Origin of the sequence: Pseudomonas sp. HN11, assembly GCF_021390155.1 — a bacterium.
Taxonomy (GTDB): domain Bacteria; phylum Pseudomonadota; class Gammaproteobacteria; order Pseudomonadales; family Pseudomonadaceae; genus Aquipseudomonas.
Map to the genome: position 1 here is coordinate 3,538,880 of NZ_CP089985.1, position 24,682 is coordinate 3,563,561.

Annotated in this window: 24 protein-coding genes; 13 read left to right on the forward strand and 11 right to left on the reverse strand. The window is 59.5% G+C overall.

Annotated elements, in window-relative coordinates; all coding sequences use genetic code 11:
• Positions 1-109: 109 nt before the first annotated feature.
• Both LVW35_RS15805 and LVW35_RS15810 read right to left on the reverse strand, forming a co-directional pair.
• On the reverse strand, positions 110-976 hold the full coding sequence (locus LVW35_RS15805; protein ID WP_233891015.1) for a pirin family protein: 867 nt from the start codon (positions 974-976) through the stop codon (positions 110-112).
• A gap of 76 nt (positions 977-1,052) precedes the next feature.
• Positions 1,053-2,258 (reverse strand): multidrug effflux MFS transporter, encoded by a 1,206-nt coding sequence (locus tag LVW35_RS15810; protein WP_233891016.1) that lies wholly within the window; start codon positions 2,256-2,258, stop codon positions 1,053-1,055.
• A 102-nt stretch (positions 2,259-2,360) separates the two neighbouring features.
• Between LVW35_RS15810 and LVW35_RS15815 the strand changes: the two genes are divergently transcribed.
• The 4 genes from LVW35_RS15815 (at position 2,361) to LVW35_RS15830 (ending at position 11,762) form a co-directional block, all read left to right on the forward strand.
• Positions 2,361-3,467, forward strand: a complete 1,107-nt coding sequence (locus LVW35_RS15815) for an efflux RND transporter periplasmic adaptor subunit (RefSeq protein WP_233891017.1) — start codon at positions 2,361-2,363, stop codon at positions 3,465-3,467.
• Between the two features lie 2 nt (positions 3,468-3,469).
• Complete coding sequence (locus LVW35_RS15820; protein ID WP_233891018.1) at positions 3,470-6,553, forward strand: efflux RND transporter permease subunit; 3,084 nt, start codon at positions 3,470-3,472, stop codon at positions 6,551-6,553.
• Positions 6,554-6,681: 128 nt separating this feature from the next.
• Complete coding sequence (locus LVW35_RS15825; protein ID WP_233891019.1) at positions 6,682-11,379, forward strand: RHS repeat-associated core domain-containing protein; 4,698 nt, start codon at positions 6,682-6,684, stop codon at positions 11,377-11,379.
• Complete coding sequence (locus tag LVW35_RS15830) at positions 11,376-11,762, forward strand: hypothetical protein (RefSeq protein ID WP_033901879.1); 387 nt, start codon at positions 11,376-11,378, stop codon at positions 11,760-11,762. Before LVW35_RS15825 ends, LVW35_RS15830 begins: the two co-directional genes overlap by 4 nt.
• A gap of 103 nt (positions 11,763-11,865) precedes the next feature.
• Here LVW35_RS15830 and LVW35_RS15835 read toward each other — a convergent pair whose 3' ends face one another.
• Together LVW35_RS15835 and LVW35_RS15840 are read right to left on the reverse strand one after the other, a co-directional pair.
• Positions 11,866-12,453, reverse strand: a complete 588-nt coding sequence (locus LVW35_RS15835) for an NUDIX domain-containing protein (protein WP_233891020.1) — start codon at positions 12,451-12,453, stop codon at positions 11,866-11,868.
• An 11-nt stretch (positions 12,454-12,464) separates the two neighbouring features.
• Positions 12,465-13,322 (reverse strand): SDR family NAD(P)-dependent oxidoreductase, encoded by an 858-nt coding sequence (locus LVW35_RS15840; protein WP_233891021.1) that lies wholly within the window; start codon positions 13,320-13,322, stop codon positions 12,465-12,467.
• Between the two features lie 162 nt (positions 13,323-13,484).
• Here LVW35_RS15840 and LVW35_RS15845 point away from each other — a divergent pair, with 162 nt between their 5' ends.
• Positions 13,485-14,411, forward strand: a complete 927-nt coding sequence (locus LVW35_RS15845) for an alpha/beta hydrolase (protein ID WP_233891022.1) — start codon at positions 13,485-13,487, stop codon at positions 14,409-14,411.
• Between the two features lie 192 nt (positions 14,412-14,603).
• Here the strand turns inward: LVW35_RS15845 and LVW35_RS15850 are convergent, their stop codons facing one another.
• Positions 14,604-15,764 (reverse strand): alpha-hydroxy acid oxidase, encoded by a 1,161-nt coding sequence (locus LVW35_RS15850; RefSeq protein ID WP_233891023.1) that lies wholly within the window; start codon positions 15,762-15,764, stop codon positions 14,604-14,606.
• Between the two features lie 121 nt (positions 15,765-15,885).
• Here LVW35_RS15850 and LVW35_RS15855 point away from each other — a divergent pair, with 121 nt between their 5' ends.
• Complete coding sequence (locus LVW35_RS15855; RefSeq protein WP_233891024.1) at positions 15,886-16,671, forward strand: DeoR/GlpR family DNA-binding transcription regulator; 786 nt, start codon at positions 15,886-15,888, stop codon at positions 16,669-16,671.
• On the opposite strand, the gene LVW35_RS15860 is transcribed toward LVW35_RS15855, so the two are convergent.
• From LVW35_RS15860 to LVW35_RS15870, 3 genes are read right to left on the reverse strand one after another with little or no spacing between them, the layout of a single operon-like run.
• Positions 16,636-17,373 carry a DUF72 domain-containing protein gene (locus LVW35_RS15860; RefSeq protein WP_233891025.1) on the reverse strand — a complete coding sequence of 246 codons (738 nt, stop codon included), beginning with the start codon at positions 17,371-17,373 and terminating at the stop codon, positions 16,636-16,638. The two genes, LVW35_RS15855 and LVW35_RS15860, sit on opposite strands and share 36 nt — an antisense overlap.
• Complete coding sequence (locus tag LVW35_RS15865; RefSeq protein WP_233891026.1) at positions 17,370-17,801, reverse strand: DNA methylase; 432 nt, start codon at positions 17,799-17,801, stop codon at positions 17,370-17,372. The genes LVW35_RS15860 and LVW35_RS15865 overlap by 4 nt, the downstream gene beginning before the upstream one ends.
• Positions 17,802-17,803: 2 nt before the next feature.
• Entirely contained in the window at positions 17,804-18,016 is a 213-nt protein-coding gene (locus LVW35_RS15870; protein WP_233891027.1) for a hypothetical protein, read from the reverse strand.
• A gap of 185 nt (positions 18,017-18,201) precedes the next feature.
• On the opposite strand from LVW35_RS15870, the gene LVW35_RS15875 reads away from it, so the two are divergent.
• Both LVW35_RS15875 and LVW35_RS15880 read left to right on the forward strand, forming a co-directional pair.
• Complete coding sequence (locus LVW35_RS15875; protein WP_233891028.1) at positions 18,202-18,705, forward strand: DUF4142 domain-containing protein; 504 nt, start codon at positions 18,202-18,204, stop codon at positions 18,703-18,705.
• 30 nt (positions 18,706-18,735) lie between these two features.
• A complete protein-coding gene (locus LVW35_RS15880; protein WP_233891029.1) occupies positions 18,736-19,296 on the forward strand; it encodes a type 1 glutamine amidotransferase domain-containing protein in 561 nt (186 codons plus the stop codon).
• 57 nt (positions 19,297-19,353) lie between these two features.
• Here the strand turns inward: LVW35_RS15880 and LVW35_RS15885 are convergent, their stop codons facing one another.
• On the reverse strand, positions 19,354-19,560 hold the full coding sequence (locus tag LVW35_RS15885) for a PLDc N-terminal domain-containing protein (RefSeq protein ID WP_233891030.1): 207 nt from the start codon (positions 19,558-19,560) through the stop codon (positions 19,354-19,356).
• Between the two features lie 266 nt (positions 19,561-19,826).
• Here LVW35_RS15885 and LVW35_RS15890 point away from each other — a divergent pair, with 266 nt between their 5' ends.
• Positions 19,827-20,303, forward strand: coding sequence for a hemerythrin domain-containing protein (locus LVW35_RS15890; RefSeq protein ID WP_233891031.1), 477 nt, complete (start codon positions 19,827-19,829; stop codon positions 20,301-20,303).
• An 81-nt stretch (positions 20,304-20,384) separates the two neighbouring features.
• Positions 20,385-20,690, forward strand: coding sequence for a hypothetical protein (locus LVW35_RS15895; RefSeq protein WP_233891032.1), 306 nt, complete (start codon positions 20,385-20,387; stop codon positions 20,688-20,690).
• On the opposite strand, the gene LVW35_RS15900 is transcribed toward LVW35_RS15895, so the two are convergent.
• On the reverse strand, positions 20,665-21,210 hold the full coding sequence (locus tag LVW35_RS15900; RefSeq protein WP_233891033.1) for a putative natural product biosynthesis protein: 546 nt from the start codon (positions 21,208-21,210) through the stop codon (positions 20,665-20,667). The genes LVW35_RS15895 and LVW35_RS15900 overlap by 26 nt on opposite strands.
• Positions 21,211-21,272: 62 nt before the next feature.
• The gene (locus tag LVW35_RS15905; RefSeq protein WP_233891034.1) at positions 21,273-21,656 is read right to left on the reverse strand and encodes a DUF2946 domain-containing protein; all 384 of its coding nucleotides are present in this window, start codon (positions 21,654-21,656) and stop codon (positions 21,273-21,275) included.
• Between the two features lie 164 nt (positions 21,657-21,820).
• Here LVW35_RS15905 and LVW35_RS15910 point away from each other — a divergent pair, with 164 nt between their 5' ends.
• The 3 genes from LVW35_RS15910 (at position 21,821) to LVW35_RS15920 (ending at position 24,680) form a co-directional block, all read left to right on the forward strand.
• On the forward strand, positions 21,821-22,429 hold the full coding sequence (locus tag LVW35_RS15910; protein WP_233891035.1) for an SCO family protein: 609 nt from the start codon (positions 21,821-21,823) through the stop codon (positions 22,427-22,429).
• Positions 22,429-22,896, forward strand: coding sequence for a copper chaperone PCu(A)C (locus LVW35_RS15915; protein WP_233891036.1), 468 nt, complete (start codon positions 22,429-22,431; stop codon positions 22,894-22,896). The genes LVW35_RS15910 and LVW35_RS15915 overlap by 1 nt, the downstream gene beginning before the upstream one ends.
• 170 nt (positions 22,897-23,066) lie before the next feature.
• Positions 23,067-24,680, forward strand: coding sequence for an argininosuccinate lyase (locus tag LVW35_RS15920; protein ID WP_233891037.1), 1,614 nt, complete (start codon positions 23,067-23,069; stop codon positions 24,678-24,680).
• Positions 24,681-24,682: the final 2 nt, after the last annotated feature.

Here is a 24,682-nt window from a genome sequence, read left to right on the forward strand (position 1 = left end):
CTCCAAGGTACATGCCGAGAAGATCGCATGAATTGGAGGTATCGGGTATAGCGCAAAACGAAATGTAGGAGCGGGCTTGCCCGCTCCTACAGGGGAATACCACAAGCCGTTAGCTTTGCATCTGGCCGAATTTACCGGACTGGAAATCAGCAAACGCCTGATGAATCTCCTGCTCGGTATTCATCACAAACGGCCCATGCCCGACGATAGGTTCGTCAATGGGTTCGCCACTGAGCAGCAACACCTTCGCATCGTCGTTGGACTCCAGGGTGAGCTGGCTGCCATCGCGCTCGAACAACGCCAATTGCCCCTGGCGCGCAACTTCCTCGCCATTGACCAGCACCGTACCGCGCAGGATCACCAGGGCGGTGTTGCGCCTTTCGTGCAGGTCCAGGGTGACGGGCTTGCCAGGGCTGAGGCGCAGGTCCCACACGTCAATCGGCGTAAAGGTACGCGCCGGCCCTCGAGTGCCGGCAAACTCACCGGCAATCAGGCGCAGCTGCCCGGCGTCATTGGCCAGGGGCAGTACCGGAATATCGCCATCCACAATCGTCTGGTAACCGGCATCGGCCATTTTGTCCTTGGCCGGCAGGTTGACCCACAGTTGCACCATCTCCAGCGCCCCGCCACTGCGGGCGAAGGCTTCGGAGTGGAACTCTTCGTGGAGGATGCCTTTGGCGGCGGTCATCCATTGCACGTCGCCGGGGCCGATTGTGCCGCCGGCGCCGGTGGAATCGCGGTGTTCGACTTCGCCGTCGTAGACGATAGTCACGGTCTCAAAGCCGCGATGGGGGTGTTGGCCGACGCCGCGACGTTGTTCGGTCGGGGTGAAATCTGCCGGGCCGGCGTGGTCCAGTAGCAGGAATGGGCTGATGTGCTTGCCCATGGTGTCGTAGGAAAACAGCGTGCGCACCGGGAAACCATCGCCGACCCAATGGGCACGGGGGCTGGTGTAGATGCCGATAAGCTTTTTCATGGTGTACCTCCAAAGTGGATACACCATAAGGCCGCTGGCTGTTAAGCACTAGCCGGCAAAAGCGGCCTGGATCGTCCTACGTATAGGACAGTCCATTGACCTGCCGCTGACGCAGCAGGTGAAAGGCGATAAAGGCCGTCACCGCAAAACAAGCCTGGATGATGATCATTGGCGCGGCACTGCCATCGCGCAGTTGGCTCAACAAGACACCGCTGCACGTCGCGCCGAACATCGGCGCAAACCCCATCAGCCCCGCCGCCAGACCTGCGCGGTGCGCATTGGGCATAACCCCGCCAGTGACCGAGCCCGGCAAGACCAGACCGCCGCCGAGGATGACGAGGGCAATCGGAATATCCAGGCCGAGTACCGACAGGCCAAACAGCTCATAAATGACCACCGCCGAAATTCCGCCCACGGCCACCATTGTCACGCCCATCGCCACAATCCGCTGCGGGCCGAGGCGCATGATGTTGCGTCGGGTGTAAGTGGAACCGACGATGAGCATCGACACGATCACACCAAAATTGATGCCGTACTCAAGGCTGCTGAAGCCCAGCAGGTTGATAAAGACTGCCGAGGATCCGGCAATCACCGCAAACATCGCACCATAGGTGCACGCCAGGGCCACCGCGAACGCACGGTATTGGCGGCCCTTGAGCAGATCCAGGTATTGCCCGCCGAGGGTGCGCCAGTGACCGGCCTTGGGATCGAGGAAGTGGTTGCTCTCGCGAAAGAACAGCAAGGCCAACAGCAACACCACGCTGCCAATCGCCAGCGCCAGCAGGATCGGTGCGCGCCAGCCGAACAGTTTGATCAGCAGGCCACCGATCATCGGCGCCACCACGATGGCGTAGAGCATGCCGATCATGGTCAGTGCCAGCGCGGGCCCCGCCTCGGCCCTCCACACATCCCGCACCACCGTGCGCGCGAGCACCAACGCGGCACAGGCACCCAACCCCTGCAGCACACGGGCGGCGATAAATTGGTGGATGTCATGGACCAGCAGCATCGACAAGGTCGCCAACACATACAACACCAGGCCGCCGATCAGCACCGGGCGACGGCCGATGCGGTCCGACAGCGGACCGAACAGCAATTGCCCGAGGCCAAAGGCACCGACAAATGCCGACAGCGCCATCAACGCAGAACCGACTGGCGCTACCAATGCCTGCTCGATGGCGCCGAGGCCGGGGATGATCAACTGGGTCGAAACCTCACCCAGTGCCGTCAGGGCCACCAGTAAAAACAGCAGGCTTCGCGAGGGGACCGGGGCGTTTGTCATGAGGAGCATCCGGGGGCTGGATTAATTTATATTTCGACCATAATATGCACAAAAAATTATGTCCATAATTTTTTGCCCAATGGTTACCCCCCGGAGCCCGTCATGCACCCTCTTCCCCTGCGCCTTCTCACGCCACTGGCCCTGTTGATCGCCCTCAATGGTTGCGACAGCAAGGCCGACACCGCCGCCGAAGTGCCCCAACCGCGCCCGATCCTCGCGGCCAAGGTCGAAGCCGCCGGCACCCAACAGAGCGCCTATACCGGCGTGGTCGCGGCACGTACCGAAAGCGACCTGGGCTTCCGGGTCAGCGGCAAGGTCATCGAACGCAAGGTCGATCCTGGCCAGCACGTGTCCCGTGGCGACACCCTGCTGGTGCTGGACATCGGCGACTTCGAACTGGCCCTGCGCTCGGCGAAAAACCGCGTCAACGCCGCCCAGGCACAACTGCGCCAGCGCCGTGACGACGAAAACCGCTACCAGCGCCTGGCCAGCACCGGCGCCGTGTCGCGGCAGATCTTCGACCAGTCGGCGACCAACCTGCGCGTCGCAGAAGCCGAGCTGGCCTCCGCACAATCCGACGCCAGCCAGATCGAAAACCGCCGGACCTACTCTGTGCTCAAGGCCGATGGCGACGGCATCATCACCGACGTGCGCGTGGATCGCGGCCAGGTGGTCGCCGAAGGGCGGATCGTCGCGCGCCTGGCTCATGACGGTGCGCGCGAAGCCATCGTCAACCTACCGGAAAACCAGCGCGACCGGGCCTCACAGAAAGCCCTGGCCTTCCCCTTCGGCGCGCCTGACCAGGCCGTGACCGCCACCCTGCGCGAGCTCTCTGCCAGCGCCGACCCCACCACCCGCACCTACCGCGCACGCTACGTTTTGCATGGCGCAGTCGAGCGTTTCGCCCTCGGCTCGACCATCACCGTGCGCCTGCAAGGCGACGGCCAGGCGCAACAAACCCGAGTGCCCATCGGCGCCCTGCAGGACTCGGGACAAGGCACCGGCGTCTGGCTGATCGGCGCGGACGACAAGGTCAGTTTCGCCCCGGTAAAAGTCGCCAGCCTCGGCCAGGAAGACGCCCTGCTTGACAGCGGCGTTGCCCCCGGCCAGATCATCGTGGCCCTCGGCGCGCACCTGTTGCACAACGGTGACGCGGTACGTCTGCTGCCCGCCCAAGTGCTGGCCCTCAACCGCAAACAGGACAACTGAGCATGCGCGGTATCAACCTCTCCGAACTGGCGGTCAAGCATCGCGCAGTCACGTTGTTCCTGATCATTGCGATCCTGGCTGCCGGGACCTTCTCGTTCGGCAAGCTGGGTCGCGCCGAAGCCCCCTCCTTCACCGTCAAGGTGATGACCATCACCGCCGCCTGGCCTGGCGCCACCGCCCAGGAAATGCAGGAGCAGGTGGCCGACCGCCTGGAAAAACGCCTGCAGGAACTGGACTACTACGACCGCGTCGAAACCATCGCCCAACCGGGCTTCGTGTCGATGCGCATGACCTACAAGGAGTCCACGCGCCCCAGCGAAATCCAGGACCTGTTCTACCAGACCCGCAAAAAGCTCAGCGATGAAGCCGCCAAACTGCCCAAGGGCGTAATCGGGCCATTCTTCAACGATGAATATTCCGATGTGTATTTCGCGTTGTACGCCCTGGAAGCCGAACACTTGCCTCATCGGCAACAGGTGCAGATGGCCGAAGAGCTGCGTCAAGGTTTGCTCAACCTGCCGGGGGTGAAGAAGGTCAATATCCTCGGCGAGCAGGCACAACGGGTGTTTGTGGAGTTTTCCTATGAGCGCCTGGCGACCCTGGGCATCAAACCGGATCAGATTTTCTCCGCATTAGCTGCGCAAAACGCCGTGGCCCCGTCGGGTTTCGTCGAGACCGCAGGGACCCGCGCCTACATCCGTATCGACGGTGCCTTTGACAGCCTGTCCCTCATCGAAAACGTGCCGCTGGAAGTCAACGGCCGCGTACTGCGCATCGCCGACGTGGCCACCGTCAGCCGGGGTTATGAAGACCCGCCCAGTTACCGCATCCGCCACCAGGGCGACCCGGCGCTGATGCTCGGCGTGATCATGGAGAAACACTGGAACGGCCTGGAGCTGGACAAGAGCCTCAAGGCCCAGGAAGCCAAGATCCAGGCCGACCTGCCTCTGGGAGTTAACTTCGCCAAGGTCTCCGACCAGGCGAAAAACATCAGCCTGGCGGTGAACGAGTTCATGCTCAAGTTCTTCGTCGCCCTCGCGGTGGTGATGGTGATCAGCCTGTTGACCCTGGGTTTGCGCGTAGGCCTGGTGGTGGCCGCTGCCGTGCCGCTGACCTTGTCGGTGGTGTTTGTGATCATGCTGCTGACCGGGCGTGAGTTCGACCGAATCACCCTCGGCGCACTGATCATTTCCCTGGGTTTGCTGGTGGATGACGCCATCATCGCCATCGAGATGATGGTGGTGAAGCTGGAGGAAGGTTTCGACCGGATTCACGCCGCCACCTTTGCCTGGAGCTCCACGGCGGCACCGATGCTGACCGGAACGCTGGTGACGATCATCGGTTTCTTGCCCGTGGGCTTTGCGCGCTCCGGTGCTGGGGAGTACGCCGGAAATATCTTCTGGATTGTCGGCTTTGCACTGATTTCGTCCTGGCTGGTGGCGGTGGTGTTCACGCCTTACCTGGGCGTGAAACTGCTACCGCAGATCAAGCCAGTGCCCGGCGGCCATGATGCGATTTACGCCGGGCGCTATTATCAGACATTGCGGAGTCTGGTCGAGTCCTGCGTACGTGGGCGTTGGCTGGTGACTGGGTTGGTAGTGGGCGCGTTTGTAGTGTGCGTGCTGGGCATGGGCGTGGTGAAGAAGCAGTTCTTCCCCAATTCCGACCGCTCCGAGCTGATTCTTGAGGTGTATATGCCGCCCGGCAGTGCCTTCAAAAGCACCGAAGCGGTGGCCGCGCAGTTGGAAAAAGCCCTGCTGCAAGAGCCGCAAACCAGCATGGTTGACACCTACGTGGGCGGCGGCGCGCCGCGCTTTTTCCTGTCGCTGAACCCCGAACTGCCGGACCCGGCATTTGCCAAGCTGATCGTGCAGACCCCGGACTCCCACGCCCGCGACGCGTTGAAACTGCGCATGCGCGAACGCATTGCTGCCGGCGAGTTTCCTGCTGCGCGGGTGCGCGTGACGCAGTTGCTGTTCGGTCCGCCCGTGCCGTTCCCAGTGGTGTTCCGTGTGTCCGGCCCTGATGTGGATGTGCTGCGCGGCGTCTGCGAAGACGTGCGCAAAGTGGTCGCCGCTAACAAGTTGACCAAGGACGCCTTCCTCGATTGGGGCGAGCGCACCAGCGGTTATCGCTTGGTATTGGATCAAGACCGTCTGCGTCTGCTGGGTTTCACCCCCAACGAGGTCAAATCCCAGCTCAATGCCTTGCTCAGCGGCAACCCGATCACCGAAGTGCGTGAAGGCAATCGCACCGTCTCCGTGGTCGCCCGTGCCCAGGGCAGCCAGCGCGAAGACCTCGGCAACCTCAACAACATGACCCTCACCAACAGCGCCGGCACCTCAGTGCCGCTGGCTCAGGTCGGGCATTTCCAGGCAGTGATGGAAGAACCCATCCTCAAGCGCCGCAACCGCGCAACCACCGTGGAGGTGCGCGCCGACATCATCGACGGCGTGCAACCGCCCGACGTGGAAATGGCGGTGTACAAAGACCTGCAACCACTGATCGCCAAGCTGCCCGTGGGTTACCAGATCGACATCGGCGGCCCGGTGGAAGAAAGCGCCAAGGCCAACGTCGCCCTGGCCGCGCTGTTTCCGATCATGATCCTGCTGACCCTCACGGTAATCATGTTCCAGGTACGCTCCTTCGGCGTGATGTTCATGGTCTTTGCCACGGCGCCGCTGGGTCTGATTGGGGCAGTGCCGACCTTGCTGCTGTTCAACCAGCCGTTCGGCTTCAACGCGATCCTGGGCTTGATCGGGATTGGCGGGATCCTGATGCGCAACACGCTGATCTTTACCGACCAGATTCGCCAGAACCAGGACCACGGGATGGCGATTCGCGAGGCGATCGTCGAGGCCACGGTGCGCAGAGCCAGGCCGGTGATATTGACCGCGTTGGCGGCGGCGCTGGCGTTCATACCGCTGACGCTGTCGGTGTTCTGGTCGTCTCTGGCCTTTGTGCTGATTGGCGGCGTGCTGGTGGGCACGCTGTTGACATTGTTGTTCCTGCCGGCGCTTTGCAGCCTGGTGCTTGGCCGAACGCGCACGAAAGCTGCTGAAACCTCCCACGTGACAGCGGGATAAGCTCTACAGATATCACCTGAAAACCTCTGCAAAGTCCTTCGCCTGATCACACAGTGCGAAGGATTGCAGATGAATTTTCTATCGGGTGCGTCGGCTTTCTGGGCATCAGCTGCAGGGAGTCGGCGCCGATGACCCACCCCTCCCATATTGCCCTTATCGAATTTGAACTGGATGGCTTTCATCAGAGCCTGGTGATTTATCGCCAGCAGATGGACGCGTGGTATTCGCGTGCGCTGGATTCGGTGAGCCATGGGCTGGACATGCCATCGCTGCTGGGGATGGATCGGGTGTTGCGGGTGGGGAATTCGCAGCGTTCGGTAAGCCTTTCAGATGCTGACTTTTCGACCGTGGCCCAGTGTCCGGTGGGCGGCGAGCTGAAGATCGAGAGCCTGTTCGAGTCGGTGTATGACGTGCCGATCGGCAACATCCCGGTGGAGGTGATCGGGCTGGATGATGGCAGTTCCACCGTGGTCATGCTGGATGAACAGGGCAAGGGTTCGCACCACTGCGCGGCGGGCGGGCGCTATCAAGTGCGGGTGCAGGGGGGCGTCTCTGCCGAGCAAGTGGACGCGTTGTTTGCGTCTTACGCTGGGCTGACCGGGGATCTGGAGCAGTGGCTTCGGGCGCAGTGGTCGGATTTTAAACCGCGCTGGGAGCAGTCCACCGCCAGCGCGATTGGCGGCGGCCTACTGGCGGGCAGTTGGGCGGCGATTCGTGATGTGTGGGACAGCATCAAGCTGGTGCAGGCGATTCTTGATGACCCGCTGAAGTACGTCGAACAGCTAGGCGCAGAAGCGGCCAAATTGGCGCAGCTCGCCACCGATGCGCCCAAAGTCATGGAACAAGCGATGCTGCTCGCCAGTGATGAGGCGGCGCTGTTCCTGATGCTGCGCACGGCGATGATCTGGCTGGACGCATTGCCGCCCGGTGTAATGGCTGAGATGGCGGCTGGTTTTGTAGTGTCGCTGTTGATTGATCTGGTGATTGGCGTGGTGTTGACCATCGCGCTACCGGCGGCGGGTGTAGCGTATTTGAGCCTGCGGTTGGTCAAGTATGGCGGGCAGATTCTTGATGCGGCGGTGGGTTTTGTCAGGGGGCTTTTGGGGATTCTGACGAAGTTTATGCAGGCCGTGGATCGCTATAAGGCAGTCGCGGTTCGCGGGGTGGTTGGTGGGTTGAAGCAAGGCAGGCTGCAGATGCGCTGGAAGGCGCGGCAGAACGCGGTGCTGAAGCAAGCGGAGCCTGTGGATGACGTGCCGGCTGTTGCGAAGAATCCGGCTGGGGATGCGGCGGCGCCTTCGGACAAGACCGCCACTAACGGTTGCCCGGTGTCGATGGTCACGGGCGAAGAACTGCTGACCCTGACCGATGGAGCGCTGGACGGAGTTTTGCCGTTTGAGTGGACCCGCTTGTATCGCACCAGTGCGGTGGAAGTGGATTGTGGGTTGGGGTTTGGCTGGAGTCACTCGCTGGCGCATCGCTTGAGTGTTTCCGGGGATTCGGTGGTGTGGACCGATCATGAGAATCGCTCGACCACCCTGCCCTTGCCTACGGCTGCTCGACCTGCGATCACCAACAGCCTGGCCGAAGCGGCGATCTATCTGGGTTCATTGCCTGATGAGTTGGTGCTGGCTCAGGCGTCACGGTTCTACCACTTTCGCGACGGTGTGCTGACAGCGATCAGCGATGCGTATGACAACCGGCTGCGCATTTCCCGGGATTTTCTGGGGCGCATTGAGCGGGTGGATAACGGTGTCGGGCGCTCGCTGTGTTTGCGCTATGCCTCGGGGCGGATCGTGGCGGTGGACTATCAGATTCATCGCGTCGTGGATGAGGGGCCGTTTGTTTGGGTGACGGAGCAGACGGTTGTTTCCTACGCCTATGACGACCTTGGGCGACTCGTTTCAGCGACCAATGCTGTCGGCGAAAGCGAGGTTTATCGGTACGACGAGCAGCACGTCATTCTTGAACGTGGCTTGGCCGGTGGGGCGAGTTTCTTCTGGGAGTGGGAAAAGTCTGGCAAGACGGCGCGGTGTGTCCGGCATTGGGCCAGTTTCTCGCAGATGGACACACGCTACGCCTGGGATGACAACGGCCAGGTCACGGTGTTTAACGCCGATGGCAGCCGGGAAGTCTATGTGCATGACCAGCGGGCGCGGCTGGTGCAGCGGGTGGATCCGGATGGGGCCGAGCACTTCAAGTCCTACGATGACAAAGGTCGGCTGACGGTTGAGCAGGATCCGCTGGGGGCGATCACGGCCTACCAGTACGACGAAGCCGGGCGTTTGGTGGCGGTGTTTCCGGGGGATGACGAGCCAACGTCCTACGAGCATGACAACGGGTTCGTACGGGTTGTGCGACGTGGGGAAGCGGTTTGGAAGTATGAGCGCAATGATCAGGGCGATGTTATTCGCAAGATCGATCCAGACGGCAATGCTACTGACTACAGCTACAACAAATGCGGCCAGCTGGTTGGGGTGTGGTACCCGGATCACAGCTGTCATCGGCTGGTGTGGAATGAGCGTGGGCAGCTGCTTGAGGAGCAGTTGCCGAATGGCGGGGTCAAGCGTTATCGCTATGACGACCTCGGGCGAAAAATCACCCAGGAAGACGAGCACGGTTCGCTCACACAATTTGAGTGGAACGGCGTTGGGCGGTTAGTTCAAATCGTCTTGCCGAGCGGCGACACGCGTAAATATACCTACAACGCTTACGGAAAAATCACCTCCGAGCGGGATGAACTGGGCCACGTCACCCGCTACGAATATGCCGACGGATTGCACCTGATCAGCCGCCGCATCAATGCTGATGGCAGCCAGGTCAAATACCGCTACGACAACGTACGTTTGTTGCTGACCGAAATCGAAAACGAGGTGGGCGAAACCTACCGGCTCCAGTACCACAGCAACGGCCTGATCCAGCAGGAAATCGGTTTTGACGGCCAGCGTACGGCTTACCTCTACGACCTCAACGGCAACCTTCGGGAAAAGACCGAACACGGCGATGACGACAGTCAGCTGGTTACCCGCTACGAGCGCGATTACGCCGGACGCCTCATCAGAAAAACCCTGCCCGACAGCAACACCGTCGATTACACCTACGACCGCCAGGGCAACCTCCTCAGCGTCGAGGACGGCCACTGGTCTTTAGCCTACGAGTACGACAGCCAAAACCGCCTCACCGCCGAACACCAGGGCTGGGGCACCCTGCGCTATGGCTACGACGCCTGCGGTCAGCTGCAAAACCTACGCCTGCCGGACAACAACCGTCTCACCTTCAAACACGACAAAGGCGGCCACCTCGCCACCGTCGACCTGAACGGCACCGTTCTCACCTCGCACCTGTTCCACGCCGGACGCGAACAGCAACGCGCGCAAGGAACACTGCTTAGCCACTACCAACACGACGACCAAGGACGCCTGTTCAACCAAAACATTGGCGATGCCGAAGGCCCGGTGTACCGCCGTCATTACGACTACGACAACACCGGCAACCTCACCCGCCTGCTCGACACCCGCAAAGGCGAACATAACTACCACTACGACCCACTCAACCGCCTCACCCGCGCCGACCACTCCCAAGGCGAGCAAGAACGCTTCGCCCACGACCCGGCCGGCAACCTGCTGATGCAAAACCGCCCCGGCCCCGACATCGTCGCCGGCAACCGCCTGATGATCCAGGGCGACCACCATTACGACTACGACGCCTTCGGCAACCTTATCCGCGAACGGCGTGGCAAAGGCCATCAACTCGTTACTGAATACCGCTATGACTGCCAGCACCGTCTGACCGGCATCACCCGCCCCAATGGCAAAAAAGCTAGTTACCGCTACGACCCATTTGGACGGCGCATCAGCAAAACCGTCGACGGTGTAACCACCGAGTTTTTCTGGCTCGGCGACAAACTCATCGCCGAGCACCACGCGGACCGTCACCGCAGCTATCTCTACGAACCGGACAGCTTCCGCCCACTGGCCCTGCTGGAAGGCTTCGGCCCAGAGGAAACCCAGGCCTACCACTATCAACTCGACCATCTGGGCACCCCACAGGAACTCACCGCCCCGGATGGTGAAATCGTCTGGTCCGCCCATTACCGCGCCTACGGCGAAATCACCCGTCTCGACATAGGAAAAGTCGACAACCCGCTGCGTTTCCAGGGCCAATACTTCGATCAAGAAAGCGGGCTGCACTACAACCGTCATCGCTATTACAATCCGGATATTGGTCGTTACCTGACCCCGGACCCGGTGAAGTTGGCGGGTGGGATCAATGCGTACCAGTACGTGCCCAATCCTACGGGATGGGTGGATCCGCTGGGATTGAGCACGTGTCCAGGCGGAGACAGATGCACGCCGCAGTCAACGGTAGAAAGCCCAACCGAGCAAGTGAAGGCAGATGAACAAGCGCCATCACCTCCGACATCACTGCGAAAGCGCAGCTATCTATATCGCGGAGACTCAAGAGAGCCAGATGAAATATTTGAAAAAGGATTCGAAAGCAGAGGCACGAGTACAGATCTGTACCTGCATGCTTTAAACAATGCCAGCCCTCCCAGCAACTACGTTCCGACGTCTACCTTAAGGAAACAAGCCTTGGTATTTGCTTCTAACTACGGGTTTGAAGAAGGATTTCTTTACACACTAAAAAGAATCCCTGGGAGAGATGTAAACAAAGAATTGGGAACACGCTCCAAGCACAAAAATGAAGCAGAAATAGCAATTCCCGGACGTATAGACTCTAAAGATATCTTGGGTGCCTCACCAGTCAATGAAGATGGCACCTTCAAGGGATACACAATCTTGAACCCGAATAGGGAATACCCATGAAGTCACGTGAAATCACCATCCTCAAAAACGGTCTACGTGAGAGCGCAGTGATCGAATACGAAGGGGGCAAGCCAACCCTTAATCTACTGCTGAGCAATGGTGTGCGAAAAACCTATACCGCCCTAGATCTGTACGACAGCTTCGGCTTATTGAGAGCCGACCTGAAAGACATAAAGTTTTTATGCAAAGGAGCCAAAATCAATGTCCATACATCTGGAATGTCATCCCATATGTCAAACGGCCTTGTCGCCTATGAACTGACAATGGGAGAACCCGAAGGTGAACTTGTTCATATTTTTTCATATGAAGAATGTGATCTAACTAACGACATACAGGAGCAACATGACTTCTCTCTACGCTGGGCGGAATCGGTGCAGGAGTAGCAATCAAGTAGATTTGCTTTGCACTTTCTAGGGCTGCTCCGCAGCCCAACGCAGGGCAAGCCTGCTCACCACAATGATCGTATTCACCCGCTAATCAGCCAACTCACCACCCCTCTTTGAGCATCCGCAACTCCAAATGCTGCAACAGCATTATGGTCTTCCCATCCACAATCTCACCGCTCTGCACCATCCCCAGCGCCTGCTCAAACCCCAGTTCCAACACCTCGATATCCTCACCCTCCTCCTCCAAACCGCCTCCGCTCCCCACCCGATCCCCCGGCTGATACTCCCCCATGAAAAAGTGAATCCGCTCCGTCACCGACCCCGGGCTCATGAACGCCGCATAGATCTTCTCCACATGCCCCACGCGATACCCGGTTTCTTCTTCCGCTTCCAGGCGAATACGCTCTTCAGGACTGGCGTTGTCGAGCAAGCCCGCCGCCGCCTCGATCAGGTAGCCATGGTAGTCATTGACGAACGTCGGCATGCGAAACTGGCGGATCAGCAACACCGTGCGCCGCTCGCGGTTGTACAGCAAGATAGTCGCGCCATTGCCGCGGTCGTACACCTCGCGGGTCTGGGCTTGCCAGCTACCGTCGCGGCGACGCAGGTCGAAGCTGTATTTTTTCAGCAGGTACCAGTTTTCCGAAAGGGTCTCTTCGGCGGTGATGCGAACGGGGCTGTTGTCCATGCTCGGGTTTCTCAAGAAAGGGGTTGTGCCTGTTTGATGCTGTTCCAGGCGGCGGCCACTGCTTCTGCGCTACTCGCCTTGATCCGTGCGAGGTTGCGCGGGTAGTCCACCCCTGGGTTTTCGGTGAAGCGCGTGGCGGTGAATTGGCCATTGCTGGCGCGCAGGATATAACCCGTGTCCTGGCACTGCTCAGAGGCGAGGAACAACACGCCCGGCGTCACCCACTCTGGCTTGAGCTCGTCTGGTTCTTCGGTCACGCCCCACATGCGCGTCTTGGCGACGGGTGAGATCGCATTGACCTTGATCCCAGCCTCTGCGCCCTCATGACTCAATGCGTTCATGATCCCCAGCTGTGCCATTTTGCCCGCGCTGTAGGCCACCAAACCGGTCTGCTCATATTGAGCGTACATCGCGCGGTCTGAGGTGGTGAGGATGATGCGCGGCGCGGATGAGCGCAGCAGGTGCGGCCAGGCGTGCTTGCACAGCCACAACGGCGCATAGAGGTTGATGTCCATGGCGCGTTGCAGGAATGCGGCGTCGAGGTCGGCGATGTTCTGGTAACCCACCCAGCCGGCGTTATGAATCAAAATATCGAGTTGGCCGAATGCCTCAATGGTGTAGGCGATCAGTTGCTGGCAGCCTTCGTTCGTGGACAAATCACCGCCATGGGCAATTACCGTCAGGCCTTCGGCCTGCAAAGCCTGCGCCGCCGACTGGACGACAGCTTCATCACACCCGGTGCCGGCACTGTCGGCACCGATATCGCTGATCACTACCCGCGCACCACCCAGGGCCAAGGCCCGTGCATAGCTGAGCCCCAACCCGCGTGCGCCGCCAGTGACGATTGCGGTTTTGCCAGTAAAATCCATGTGCTTGCTCTCCTGTTCGGCCGCTCACCCTAACAACCTCGGCACGCCTTGTTCAATGCTGTAACACTTTGCAAGGAATACCCATGGGCGACTGTCGAATTAATTCCTGCCTGGGTGGGCCATCTGGTAAAACCCCTGCTTCACCTTTTTCCTGGAACCTTCATGTCCTCTCGTTTCTTCTCGCGCCTGAGCCTGCGCTGGTTTCCTATGCTGTGCATGGCGTTGGTGATCGTCGGCCTGCCGGTAGGCTGTGCCGTGCTGCAACACAAGGAGCGCGAGCTGGTCTTTCGCATCGAGCCGGGCACCGCCAGCTGGTACAGCGGCTTGCCAGAGGCGGTGCAGGAATTCGAAATCAAGCCTGCCAGTTTCAAATCCGGGCAGAACATTCATGGCTGGTGGTACCCGGCAGACAACAAGGACGCCCCCGCGATCCTCTACCTGCACGGCGTGCGCTGGAACCTCACCGGACAACTGTTTCGCATCGAGCAACTGCACGCGCTGGGTTATTCGGTGCTGGCCATCGACTACCGCGGCTTCGGCCAGAGCCACGGCGAACTGCCGTCGGAAACCACCGTGTATGAAGACGCGCGCATCGCCTGGGAGCGTTTCCAGGTGCTGCAACCCGACCCGAATAAACGCCTGATCTACGGACATTCCCTGGGCGGCGCGGTGGCCATCGACCTGGCCGCCGAACTGGGCAGGCAAACACCACTGCAGGTGCGCGGCCTGGTGATCGAGTCCACCTTCACGTCGCTGGCGGACGTGGCCACGGCCGTGGCGAATACCTCGTTGCCCGTGCGCTGGTTGCTGTCGCAGAAATTCGATTCCATCGACAAGATTGCCGATATCCACATGCCGCTGCTGGTGGTGCATGGCCTTGATGATCGTTACGTACCGCCGCGCTTCAGCCAGCAACTGTTTGACGCCGCCCAGGAACCCAAGCGCCTGTTACTGGTGCCAGGAGCCAGCCATAACAACAGCATGAGCCTGGCCGGTCGCAGTTATGGCCAGGCACTGGAGAAACTGATGCAATCGACGATGCCAACCCAGGTCGTCACGCACTCCACAGGCCGTAGCGGCGACTCATAAAAACGTTTTTCGGCACTGGGTCCGCGCTTGCGTGTCAAGCGCAAACCCTGCCCATGCTGGGCCTAAACAGAAGTTGATCAAATATTGATCTCGGCTTAAATCGCCAACCCTGCCAGGGCTTCGCAAAGTTATCCACAGAGATACCCACGGTTTTCGTGGACAACTCTTTTTATAATTTTACGTTTTTTTTGCTCAGCAAACTCTTTCAGGAAATGTGCCGGGCAACAAAATCTCGTGATTCACATCACGTATATCGTTATACCCACACAGCGCCATTGACACGTCCAACTCACGGGCGATGATCTCAAGCGCCTTGGTGACCCCCGCCTGGCCCATTGCGCCCAAACCATACAAATGCGGCCGACCGATCATGGTGCCTTTTGCACCCAACGCTATCGCCTTGAGTACGTCCTGGCCGGAGCGAATGCCACCATCCAGCCACACCTCAATACGCTCACCCACTGCTTCGACAATCGCCGGCAACTGGCTGATGCTCGAAGGCGCACCGTCCAGTTGACGACCACCGTGGTTGCTCACCACCAGTGCGTCCGCACCGGCATTCGCGGCCAGGCGCGCATCTTCCACATCGAGGATACCTTTGATGATCAACTTGCCGCCCCAACACTTCTTGATCCATTCCACATCGTCCCAGCTCAGGCGCGGGTCGAATTGCTGGGCGGTCCAGGACGACAGCGAACTCATGTCCGCAACGCCTTTCACGTGCCCGACGATATTGCCGAAACCCCGACGTTTAGTGCCGAGCATGCCCATCACCCAGCGCGGCTTGGTGGCCATGTTGAGGATATTCGGCAGGGTCAGTTTCGGCGGCGCCGACAGGCCGTTGATCAGGTCTTTGTGGCGTTGCCCGAGGATCTGCAGGTCGAGGGTCAGCACCAACGCATCCACGCCGGCGGCTTTGGCGCGCTCGATCAGTTGTTCGATGAAGGCGCGGTCGCGCATCACGTACAACTGGAACCAAAATGGCTGGCCGACCTGCTCGGCGATGTCTTCCAGCGAGCAGATGCTCATGGTCGACAAGGTGTAGCGCAGGCCAAAGGCGGCAGCGGCGCGCGCGGTCAGAATCTCGCCATCGGCGTGCTGCATGCCGGCCAACCCGGTGGGTGCCAATGCCACCGGCATGGCCATCTCCTGGCCGATCATCGTGGCGCGGATCGAGCGCTCATCAATATTGCGTGCCACCCGCTGGCGAAACTTGATGCTGGCAAAATCGCTTTCATTCGCCCGGTAAGTGCTCTCAGTCCAGGAGCCGGAATCGGCGTAATCATAGAACATGCGCGGGACACGTTTTTGCGCGAGCTTGCGTAAGTCTTCGATGGTGGTAATCAACGACATCTAGGTCACCTCTCCCTGAACTGAATGCTGAGAGTAACCGCCCATCGGCTACGCAACCAGCCATTGCGTTTATAAAGCTGCGCAGCTAACCTCGCACAAACCAGCATAAAAGCGCACAAACATGCACAACACTCATCAAGCTATCGACCTGCCTTCTTTGCGCAAACAGAAGATTCTGTTGCTGCTGGAACGCGATGGCAAAGTCACTGCCACAGAACTGGTAGAACACTTTGCCGTGTCCCCGGACACTATCCGCCGCGACCTCGGCGAACTCGCTGCCGCCGGCCTGCTGCAACGCGTACACGGCGGCGCCCTGCCCCGGCCCAAGGACACCGGTAAAGACTTCTTCACCCGCGTCGGCGAGACCAATGAGGCCAAGCGTCATCTTGCGCGGCTGGCTGCCGACCGTGTGAAAGATGGGCAAATCGTGCTATTCGACTCCGGCTCTACCACGCTGCAGATTGCCCAGTCATTGCCGCGTTCAATTCGCCTGACTGTGGTCACCACGTCGCCAATGATCGCCATCGCCTTGGCCGAGCATCCCGATGTAAAAGTGATCCTCACCGGTGGCCAGCTCAACCCGGCGACGCTGTCCACGAGCGGTCATGAAACCGTGCGCCTGATCCAGGGCATCAAGGCCGACTTGCTGTTTACAGGCGTGTGTGCGCTGCACCCGCAAGTGGGCATCAGCTCGCTGCATTTTGATGAGGTGGCGGTCAAGCAAGCCTTGCTCGACAGCGCGGCCCATGTGGTGGCGGTGACCACGGCCGACAAGCTCGGCGCAGTAGAACCCTTTGTGGTGGCGCCCTGCAGCCGCATTCACACGCTGATTACGCAGTGGCATGTACCCAGTGTGGAGGCGTATGAGCAGCTAGGGTTGGAAGTGCTGCGAGCGGACGTCGAGTAGCGACAGCGCATCGGGCGTGGCCAAGCCGCTGGCAGTGTTATCAAAGAAGCACCAGGTGGGAATGCCAGCCTCTACAGACGCGCTCAACAAACGCGCATACGCCTGAATTCGTTCAGGCCCATAAGCACTGTGGTAGATACGCGGTGTTCCGTGCAGGCGCCAATATCGCACGCCCTGCCAGCCGGCCGGGACATCTCCCGCCTTTATCACTGGCGGGTCGGCAGCCACTCGCCCGACCTGCAGATCCTGCAGTATTCCTTCAGCCGCCAACCAACTCGCGTGTCGTGGCTCAAGCACGACGGCGCCTGTAAAACGTTGGCGCAACGCTGTGAAGAATGCGTTGGCGATGATCGGTTCATACTTTAACGAAGGCGGTAGTTGCACCAGCAGACAACCGAGCTTTTCCCCCAGTTGCAGGCATTGCCCAAGAAACTCGTCAAGTGCGGCCTCGCAGCCATGCAAGCGCAATTCATGGGTGATGCGTTTGGGCACCTTGACCGAAAAGCGAAACCCTGATGGCACCGATTGCGCCCAACGCTCGTAGGTTTTCGCCAAGTGCGGGCGATAGAACGAACTGTTGATTTCCACTGCATTGAAGCGCGAAGCATAGCGCTCCAAATGTGTGCCCTCATCGGCAAATGCTGCCCAGTACTCCCGCGGCAAACTCCAGCCGGCACATCCCACAAACAGCGCTGCCGTCAAAACAGCACCTTAGCGGCATCGCGCATGAAAATCTCGATGGTCTTGGGCCCCACACCGTCGAATTCCCCAAGGCGCTTTTCGAACGCCTCTCGACTCTCGCTCGCACTGCGCATGAGGGTGATCTTGCCCGCGTAATCAGCATTCAACTTGGCGCTGAGGTCGAGTAAACGTTGCGCGGTGGTTTCGTCATAGCGCACGTAATGCGCGCGCCCGAGCATCGCTACCAACTCACGCGATGTGCAGTGCTGCAGCTTGCGCGCCGTGTCGCGGCCCTGCTCTTGGACAATCACCTTGTAGGCCTGCGCGGCAATCGGTGCCTGGATGCGCTTACCCATCAAGAAACTGGCGATAAACCACTTGAACAGGCTGCTGTCATCGTCGGGGCTGAGTTCAATGCCCAACTCGGACGCCGTGATTGAACGGGCCATGTTCAGTGGCCCAGCTTGCGCTCGGCCTTGGCGGCCTGTTCGTTGATGGCATCGGTCTGGCGCTCGGTGTCTTTGATCGAGGTGGGCGTCACCACTTTGTCGACGGTTCCAGTCTTGGGGTTCGGACGTTCCAGGGTCTGGCCCTTGGTGGCTTTATCAGTGCCTTTCTGGGCTTCTTCGGAGCTGATAGGGGCTGGGGTTTTATCGACAGTCATGGTCTATCTCCAAGTGATTTGAAGCCACAAAGCAGCGCGGCCACTTATGCAGCAGAGGCCGTTGGGTTTGGATAGTTCAAGGTAATTGCACGCGCAAAATAACCGAGAAAAAATTTAAACCTTTTGCACAGCTACTGGCTCAACTGTGGGGTAACGGCATCTCGCCATTCTCAAGGAGCACCACTATGACTACTTCGCTGATGAAACAGATGGGCCTGACATTCGCACTGGTTGCCGGCTCGATTTCCGCCGCGATGGCTGCCACTTCCAACGACTTCGTCGACAATGCCGCCCAAGGTGGAATCACCGAGGTCGAGGCGGGCAAACTGGCCTTGGAAAAAAGCAGCTCTGCCGACGTCAAGACCTTTGCCCAGCACATGGTCACCGACCACACCAAGGCCAACCAGGAACTGGTAGCTCTGGCGAAAAAGCTCGACATCGAAGTCCCGGACGATGCGGCCCTGACGGACAAGGCCAAAAAGGCCATCCTGGAGCTGCGTGACGAATCGTTCGACAAGGCTTACGCCAACAACCAAGTGGCTGCCCATGAAAAAACCGTCGAACTGTTCAAGAAGGAAGCCGCCTCCTCGGATAATGCCGAGTTGAAAGCTTTCGCGACCAAGACGCTGCCAACCCTGGAAGCGCATTTGAAAATGGCCAAGGAGCTGCAAGCCAAGCACGCCCACTAAATTTCTGTTGAACAAAGGAGACACTCGACCATGAGTTCGCAACTCAACGGCAAAAAAATCCTTATCATCACGTCCAACACCGGCATCGAGCGCGACGAACTGCTCAAGCCCCTGGAAGCGCTGCGGGATCGTGGTGCCACCGTCACCCATGGATCGAGTGAAGGCGGTACCACCCAAACCTTTGTCGGTGACACCGAGAAGGACCGGACTGTGGAATCCGACGCGAAACTGTCAGAACTCTCCGGTGCTGATTTCGACGCGCTGGTGATCCCGGGCGGCACGGTGAATGCCGATACGCTGCGCCAGGATGCGGCCGCATTGAAGCTGATCAACGCGTTCGTGCAGGCGGGGAAAACCGTGGCAGCGATCTGTCACGGGCCCTGGGCATTGATTGATGCAGGTGTAATCAAGGGCAAGACCCTGACCTCCTACAAGAGCGTGCGTATCGATCTGGAAAACGCTGGCGCCGCCGGCTGGGTCGATGCCGAAGTCAAGGAATGCCAGGCCAATGGCTGGACCCTGATCACTTCGCGCACACCGGATGATTTGCCAGCATTCAATGAAGCGATTGCCAGAGCCCTGACCCGTTGATTCTACCGCCCTGAACGAAAACAGGCGCCTCAACGGGCGCCTGTTTTTTTCGTCTGCCTAACTTTTACGCTGTTCGGCCATTTCGCGTTTCGGCCCGAACATCGCCCAGGCAATCAAGCCTATCAGCGGTACAAAAATCAGCACCACCAGCCACAAGCCTTTTGACTCCCAGCCCCCCGTGCTGCGCAATACGGTGTTGATCGCCCACAATTCAAGCAGCAGCAGAATCACTGCCAGCCCGATCCAGATATATTGAATTTCCATGCTTCACCTCCTAGGTCGTATGCGTTAGGTCAAGCATTGGGCGCGAGGGTTCATTAAAATTTGCGCCAATGTAGCGAGGTTGTGGAATGCAACGCGCCAAGGGCCAAACCATGCAACCTGCACGACGAACTCCACCGACTACTTATCGTAGACCATTGAATTAACTAGAAAATTACAAATATCTGAAGTTGGTACAACTGATGCACTCTTATAGTGGACGAGGCGTGCATTTCGACACGCCCTGATTTCCCCGTGAGGTGTCACCCATGAATGCGATTGACCTGCTCAAAGCCGACCATGAACGCGTAAAGGCCCTGCTGACTCAGTTGAGTGAGTCCACCGAACGTGGGGTAAAAAAACGCACTGAGTTGTTGGCCAAGCTTGAAGCGGAAATCAGCCTGCATACCAAACTGGAAGAAGAAATCCTCTACCCGGCGTTCAGGAAGGCGGGCGGCAAGGAACAGGACATCATGTACCACGAGGCCAAGGAAGAGCACCGCACCGTCGACTCCCTGGTTCTGCCGGACTTGAAGCAGACCGAACCTTCGACAACGGAGTTTTCTGGTCGCGTCAAAGTAGTCAAAGAGCTGCTGGAGCACCACATCGAGGAAGAAGAAGCCGAGATGTTCCCGCAGGCCAAGAAACTGTTGGGTAAAGCGCTACTTGAAGAGCTGGGCGCTGAAATGGAAGCGATGAAAGCAGCACATAAAAAATTGCAGTCGACCAAGCCCATGGCGGCTTGATCGAGGCATGACCAGAGCCTGCCATAGCCGGTAACCGGTAAGTGGTCCAGGCTCTTGATGCACACGATAGGGGATTGCGTCATGAAGACCAGATTGTCCCAAAGGATTTTACTCGTCGTCGGCCTGTCAGCCCTGCTTACCGGCCCTGCCCTCGCCGCATTCGGCGATAACCCAGAACCGGCTGCGAACGCTTTGAATGGTAGTGGTGCAGCCGGTTCCGCCCTGCCACCGGGGACTTACCCTAGCAGCCCCGCCGACAGCGACAAGAAAAGCAAAGGCGCCGACAAACAGTCGCCCAAGCCAGCCAAGCCTGCTGAGACCCATAAGCCCGGCGAAGATAAACCTCGCTCAAGCAAGAACCTCAAGGCACCGGTAACCACCCAGTGAAGTGACTTGGCGCCCTCAATGGGCACCAGACGAAGTCCCCGGGCGGCGGTGGCAGCGCCTGATGTTCGGCCACGGCCAGGTGCGCGTCTTTCCAATCGAACACCCGTGATGATTGCCACGCCAGCACTACGCCGTGGGCCTGGCTTTCATCCGTATTGACCCAACGCGCGGCAGCTGCCGCCATGAAGGCCTCGATCGGTTCGTCGTCGATCTGCAACCGATAAGGCGAGCCCAGCAGCCAGCGGCAGACATTCAAGTGATAGGTCCAGTCCCGCGGCGGCCGGTTACGATAGGCCCAGGTCATGAAACTGCGAAACAGGTTCAGCCCCTCGGGCGGGTCGAGCTTGAGCAGCGCCGGGCAGATATCGAACAGGGTGTGCCAATACGGCAACAGACGCGCATCCAAGTGCACGAAGCTGCGGCAATTACTGGGGTATTCAGGCGGCGCTGGTTCGGCGTGCAGGCGGCGCGACGCCTTGCTGACCAAGCGGCTGGCGCCTGCGGGCAATAGGTGGTTCATGAAACGCACTCATAGTCATGACGATGGAATGCCTCCCTGTCAAAGGAGACCCAAGGCATACGTCAGAATGCAGGGGAAGCGCGGGGGTTGGCCGATGGCCATGAATAACGCGGCGGCGCCTTGTTGCGCCGTTCATGGGCCGGTCGCGGGGTTCGCCCCAGGCCCAGTAGCCAGGCCAGCCCCACCAGAAACACCAGGGCAACCGTCAATGCGTTGCAGACCGGGCATGCAAAGTAGTTCGAAATGTTGCTGAAAGAAGGGCTGCCCAACCCTTTGTCGGAAAGTGGCGCCTGCTTGCCGTCCACCGAACAGAATGCCCCGCCGATGCCATTCAACGCCTGGCCCGTCATCTGGCCATGTCCCAAACCGCAGACGAACAGGTTCATCAGCACGCAGAAGTACAGGGTCCAGGCGATCAGGGAACGGTCGGTGTGACTCAATTTCATGGCGTCGACTCTACCACCCGAGGTGCAAAAGGATGAAGTGCCACAGGCCCCTGTGGCAGAACGTCGCAGATTACGTGCACTTCCCAGGGTTGGTAGACTGGGCGCCCTCAAAGCCTGACGTATTGATCCAGAGCAATGCAGGCGTTTCACAGGATGCACAGTTGATGAGTACCTTATTCACCCGCCGCAAAGTGCTGACCGGAATGGGCCTGCTGGGCCTGGGCAGCCTGCTGGGCGGCTGTGACTACAGCCCCAAGCTGAACTTCAAGTACGGCAAGGACTTGAGCGACAAGATCATGGGTCGCACCTTCAAGCTCAAGAACACCGACGGCGAGACCGTCACCTTGAGTTCGTTCCGTGGCCTGATGCCGGTGGTGTTCTTTGGTTTCACCCAGTGCCCGGCCGTGTGCCCGACCACCCTGGCGCGCGCTGCCCAAGCCAAGAAGTTGATGGGCCGCGACGGCGAAATCATGCAGGTGGTGTTTATCACCCTGGACCCGGAGCGCGACACCCCCGAGATTCTCGACAAGTACGTCAAGGCCTTCGACCCCAGCTTCGAAGCGCTGTACGGCACTGCGGAAGAAATCGCCGTGGCCGCCAAGGAATTCGGGATCTTTTATGAAAAGATCCCCGCCGGCGATACCTACACCCTGTCCCACACCGCCACCAGTTTTGTGTTCGACACCCGTGGCAACCTGCGCCTGGGCCTGCAGGCATCCCTTACCGCTAAAGAGTGCGCAGAAGACCTGCTCACCGTTATGGAGGTCTGCTAATGACTGCCGTTCAACCCCTCAAACGCACCCTCATCGGCATGACCCTGCTGGGCCTTGCAGCGCACGCCAGCGCACAGGTGCAAGTGACCGACGCCTGGGTACGCGCCACCGTGCCGGGCCAGCCATCCAGCGGTGCGTTCATGACCGTCACTGCCGACAGCGACAGCAAGCTGCTGAGCGTGGCCTCACCGGTGGCCAAGGACGTGCAGATCCATGAAATGAGCATGAAAGACGATGTAATGCGCATGGGCCCAGTGGACTCGGTCGCCCTGCCCGCCGGCAAGGCCGTGACCCTCGACCCCAATGGTGACCACGTGATGCTGATGGGCCTGACCGGCCAGATCAAGGAAGGCGACCAGGTACCGCTGACGCTCACCGTACAAAATGCCAAGGGCGAAAAGCAGGCGATTGAAGTGAAGGCCCCGGCCCGTGGCGTGGATGGGATGGATCACAGCAAGATGCATTGAGGCATGGAACCTGTGTGATGAGCAGGCTGGCGACAACAAGCCTGCCCACCCCATGAGCTTTTGAACCATATCTAAAAGCTCTGCCATCAACACTTACTCTATATTTTCAATCTGAAAACAGACTCGATAGCCTGACGGCTCACAATTCCAACAATAAATCGGGTATTTCTGTGAACACATCCCCCCGCGCTCTTAAAAGCCTGCTGCACCTGGCCGTGGCCTTTGCCCTGTTCACCAGCGTTGGCGCCTATGCGGCCAACACCAGCGAGCTGCCCTGCACAACCACCGAACAATGCGCGGCCCAAGCAGCAAAAGTCGGGGCCACGCCGGACAGCTCGCAAACCGCGCACAAGGCGAAAAGCGATCCCACCCAGACCCAATTCGCCTGGCTCAACCGCATCAACAAAGCCTCGATCGTGATGCTCACCGAAGAAGGCATCGTCAAACCCGAGATGGGCCAGAAGATCGCTGGCGGCGTGCGCTACGCAATTGCCCAGGCCGACCAGCCCGGCGGCACGCGTCCCAGCGATGTGCTGCAACTGGAAAAAATCATGACCGACAAGGTCGGTCCCGAAGCCTCGCTGATCCACTCCGGCCGCAGCCGTCAGGACATGCTCGCCACCTACCGCCTGGCTGTCCTGCGCAGCCAAGTGCTGGCCTACAGCGAAGCCCTTAACGCCACGCGTCTGCGCTTGCTGAACATTGCCGACAAAAACATCGACACCCTGGTGCCCGCCTACACCAACGGCGTGCAGGCCATGCCGATCAGCTATGCGCATTACCTGCTGGCATTTGAAGCCGCGTTCGACCGCGACGGCCAGCGCATCCGCGAGCTGTACACCCGGTTGAACAAGAGCCCGATGGGCACCGCCGTGCTGGCCAACTCGGCTTACCCGCTGAACCGCGAGCGCCTGGCCGAGTTGCTGGGCTTTGATGGCGTGCGCGAGAATTCGTTGGATTCCAGCCAGGTATCCACCTATGACATTCCGATCGAAGCGGCCAACCTCGCGTCGTCATCGGCCATTCGCGTCGGCGCCATGATTGGCGACATCCACACCCAGTATCACCAGATCCGTCCGTGGTTACTGCTGGATGAAGAAGCCACTTACACCAGCAGCGCGATGCCGCAAAAACGCAACCCTGGCCTGCTGATGCGTGCCCGCGAAAACGCCTCGGATGTGGTTGGCCTGGCCCAGGCGGTGACCTTGCGCGCGCACAACGTCACCACCGGTATGACCGACTACAAATTTGCGTTTGATTCCCTCGGCGTCTTCCGCTCCACCAAGGAAATGTTCGAAAGCCTGGATGCCGTGCTCGACGCGCTGCAGATCAACCCGCAGCGCGCGCTGGAAGAGCTGGAGTCGGAATGGACCACCTCGATGGAACTGGCCGACACCCTGGAGCGCCAGTTCAAGGTGCCGTTCCGGATTGGTCACAGCTTTGCCTCGCTGATCGTCACCGAGGCGCGCAGCAACGGCACCACGCCTAAAACCTTCCCATACGCCGACGCGCAGAAGCTGTATAGCCAAGCAGCGGACAAGTACAAGTGGACGCCAAATACCCTGCCGCTGGATGAGGCAGGCTTCCGTGCGGCGCTGTCGCCGACCACCATGGTGCAGACCCGCAAAGGCACGGGTGGGCCGCAGCCGCAGGAGGTCAAGCGCATGCTGGTGGAGGCACGCAAGACGCTGGAGGGGGATCAGCAGTGGTTGAAAGAGCGGCGTGAGAAGCTCAAGGGGGCTGAGGACAACCTCGATAAGGCGTTCGATAAACTAAAAGGCTGACG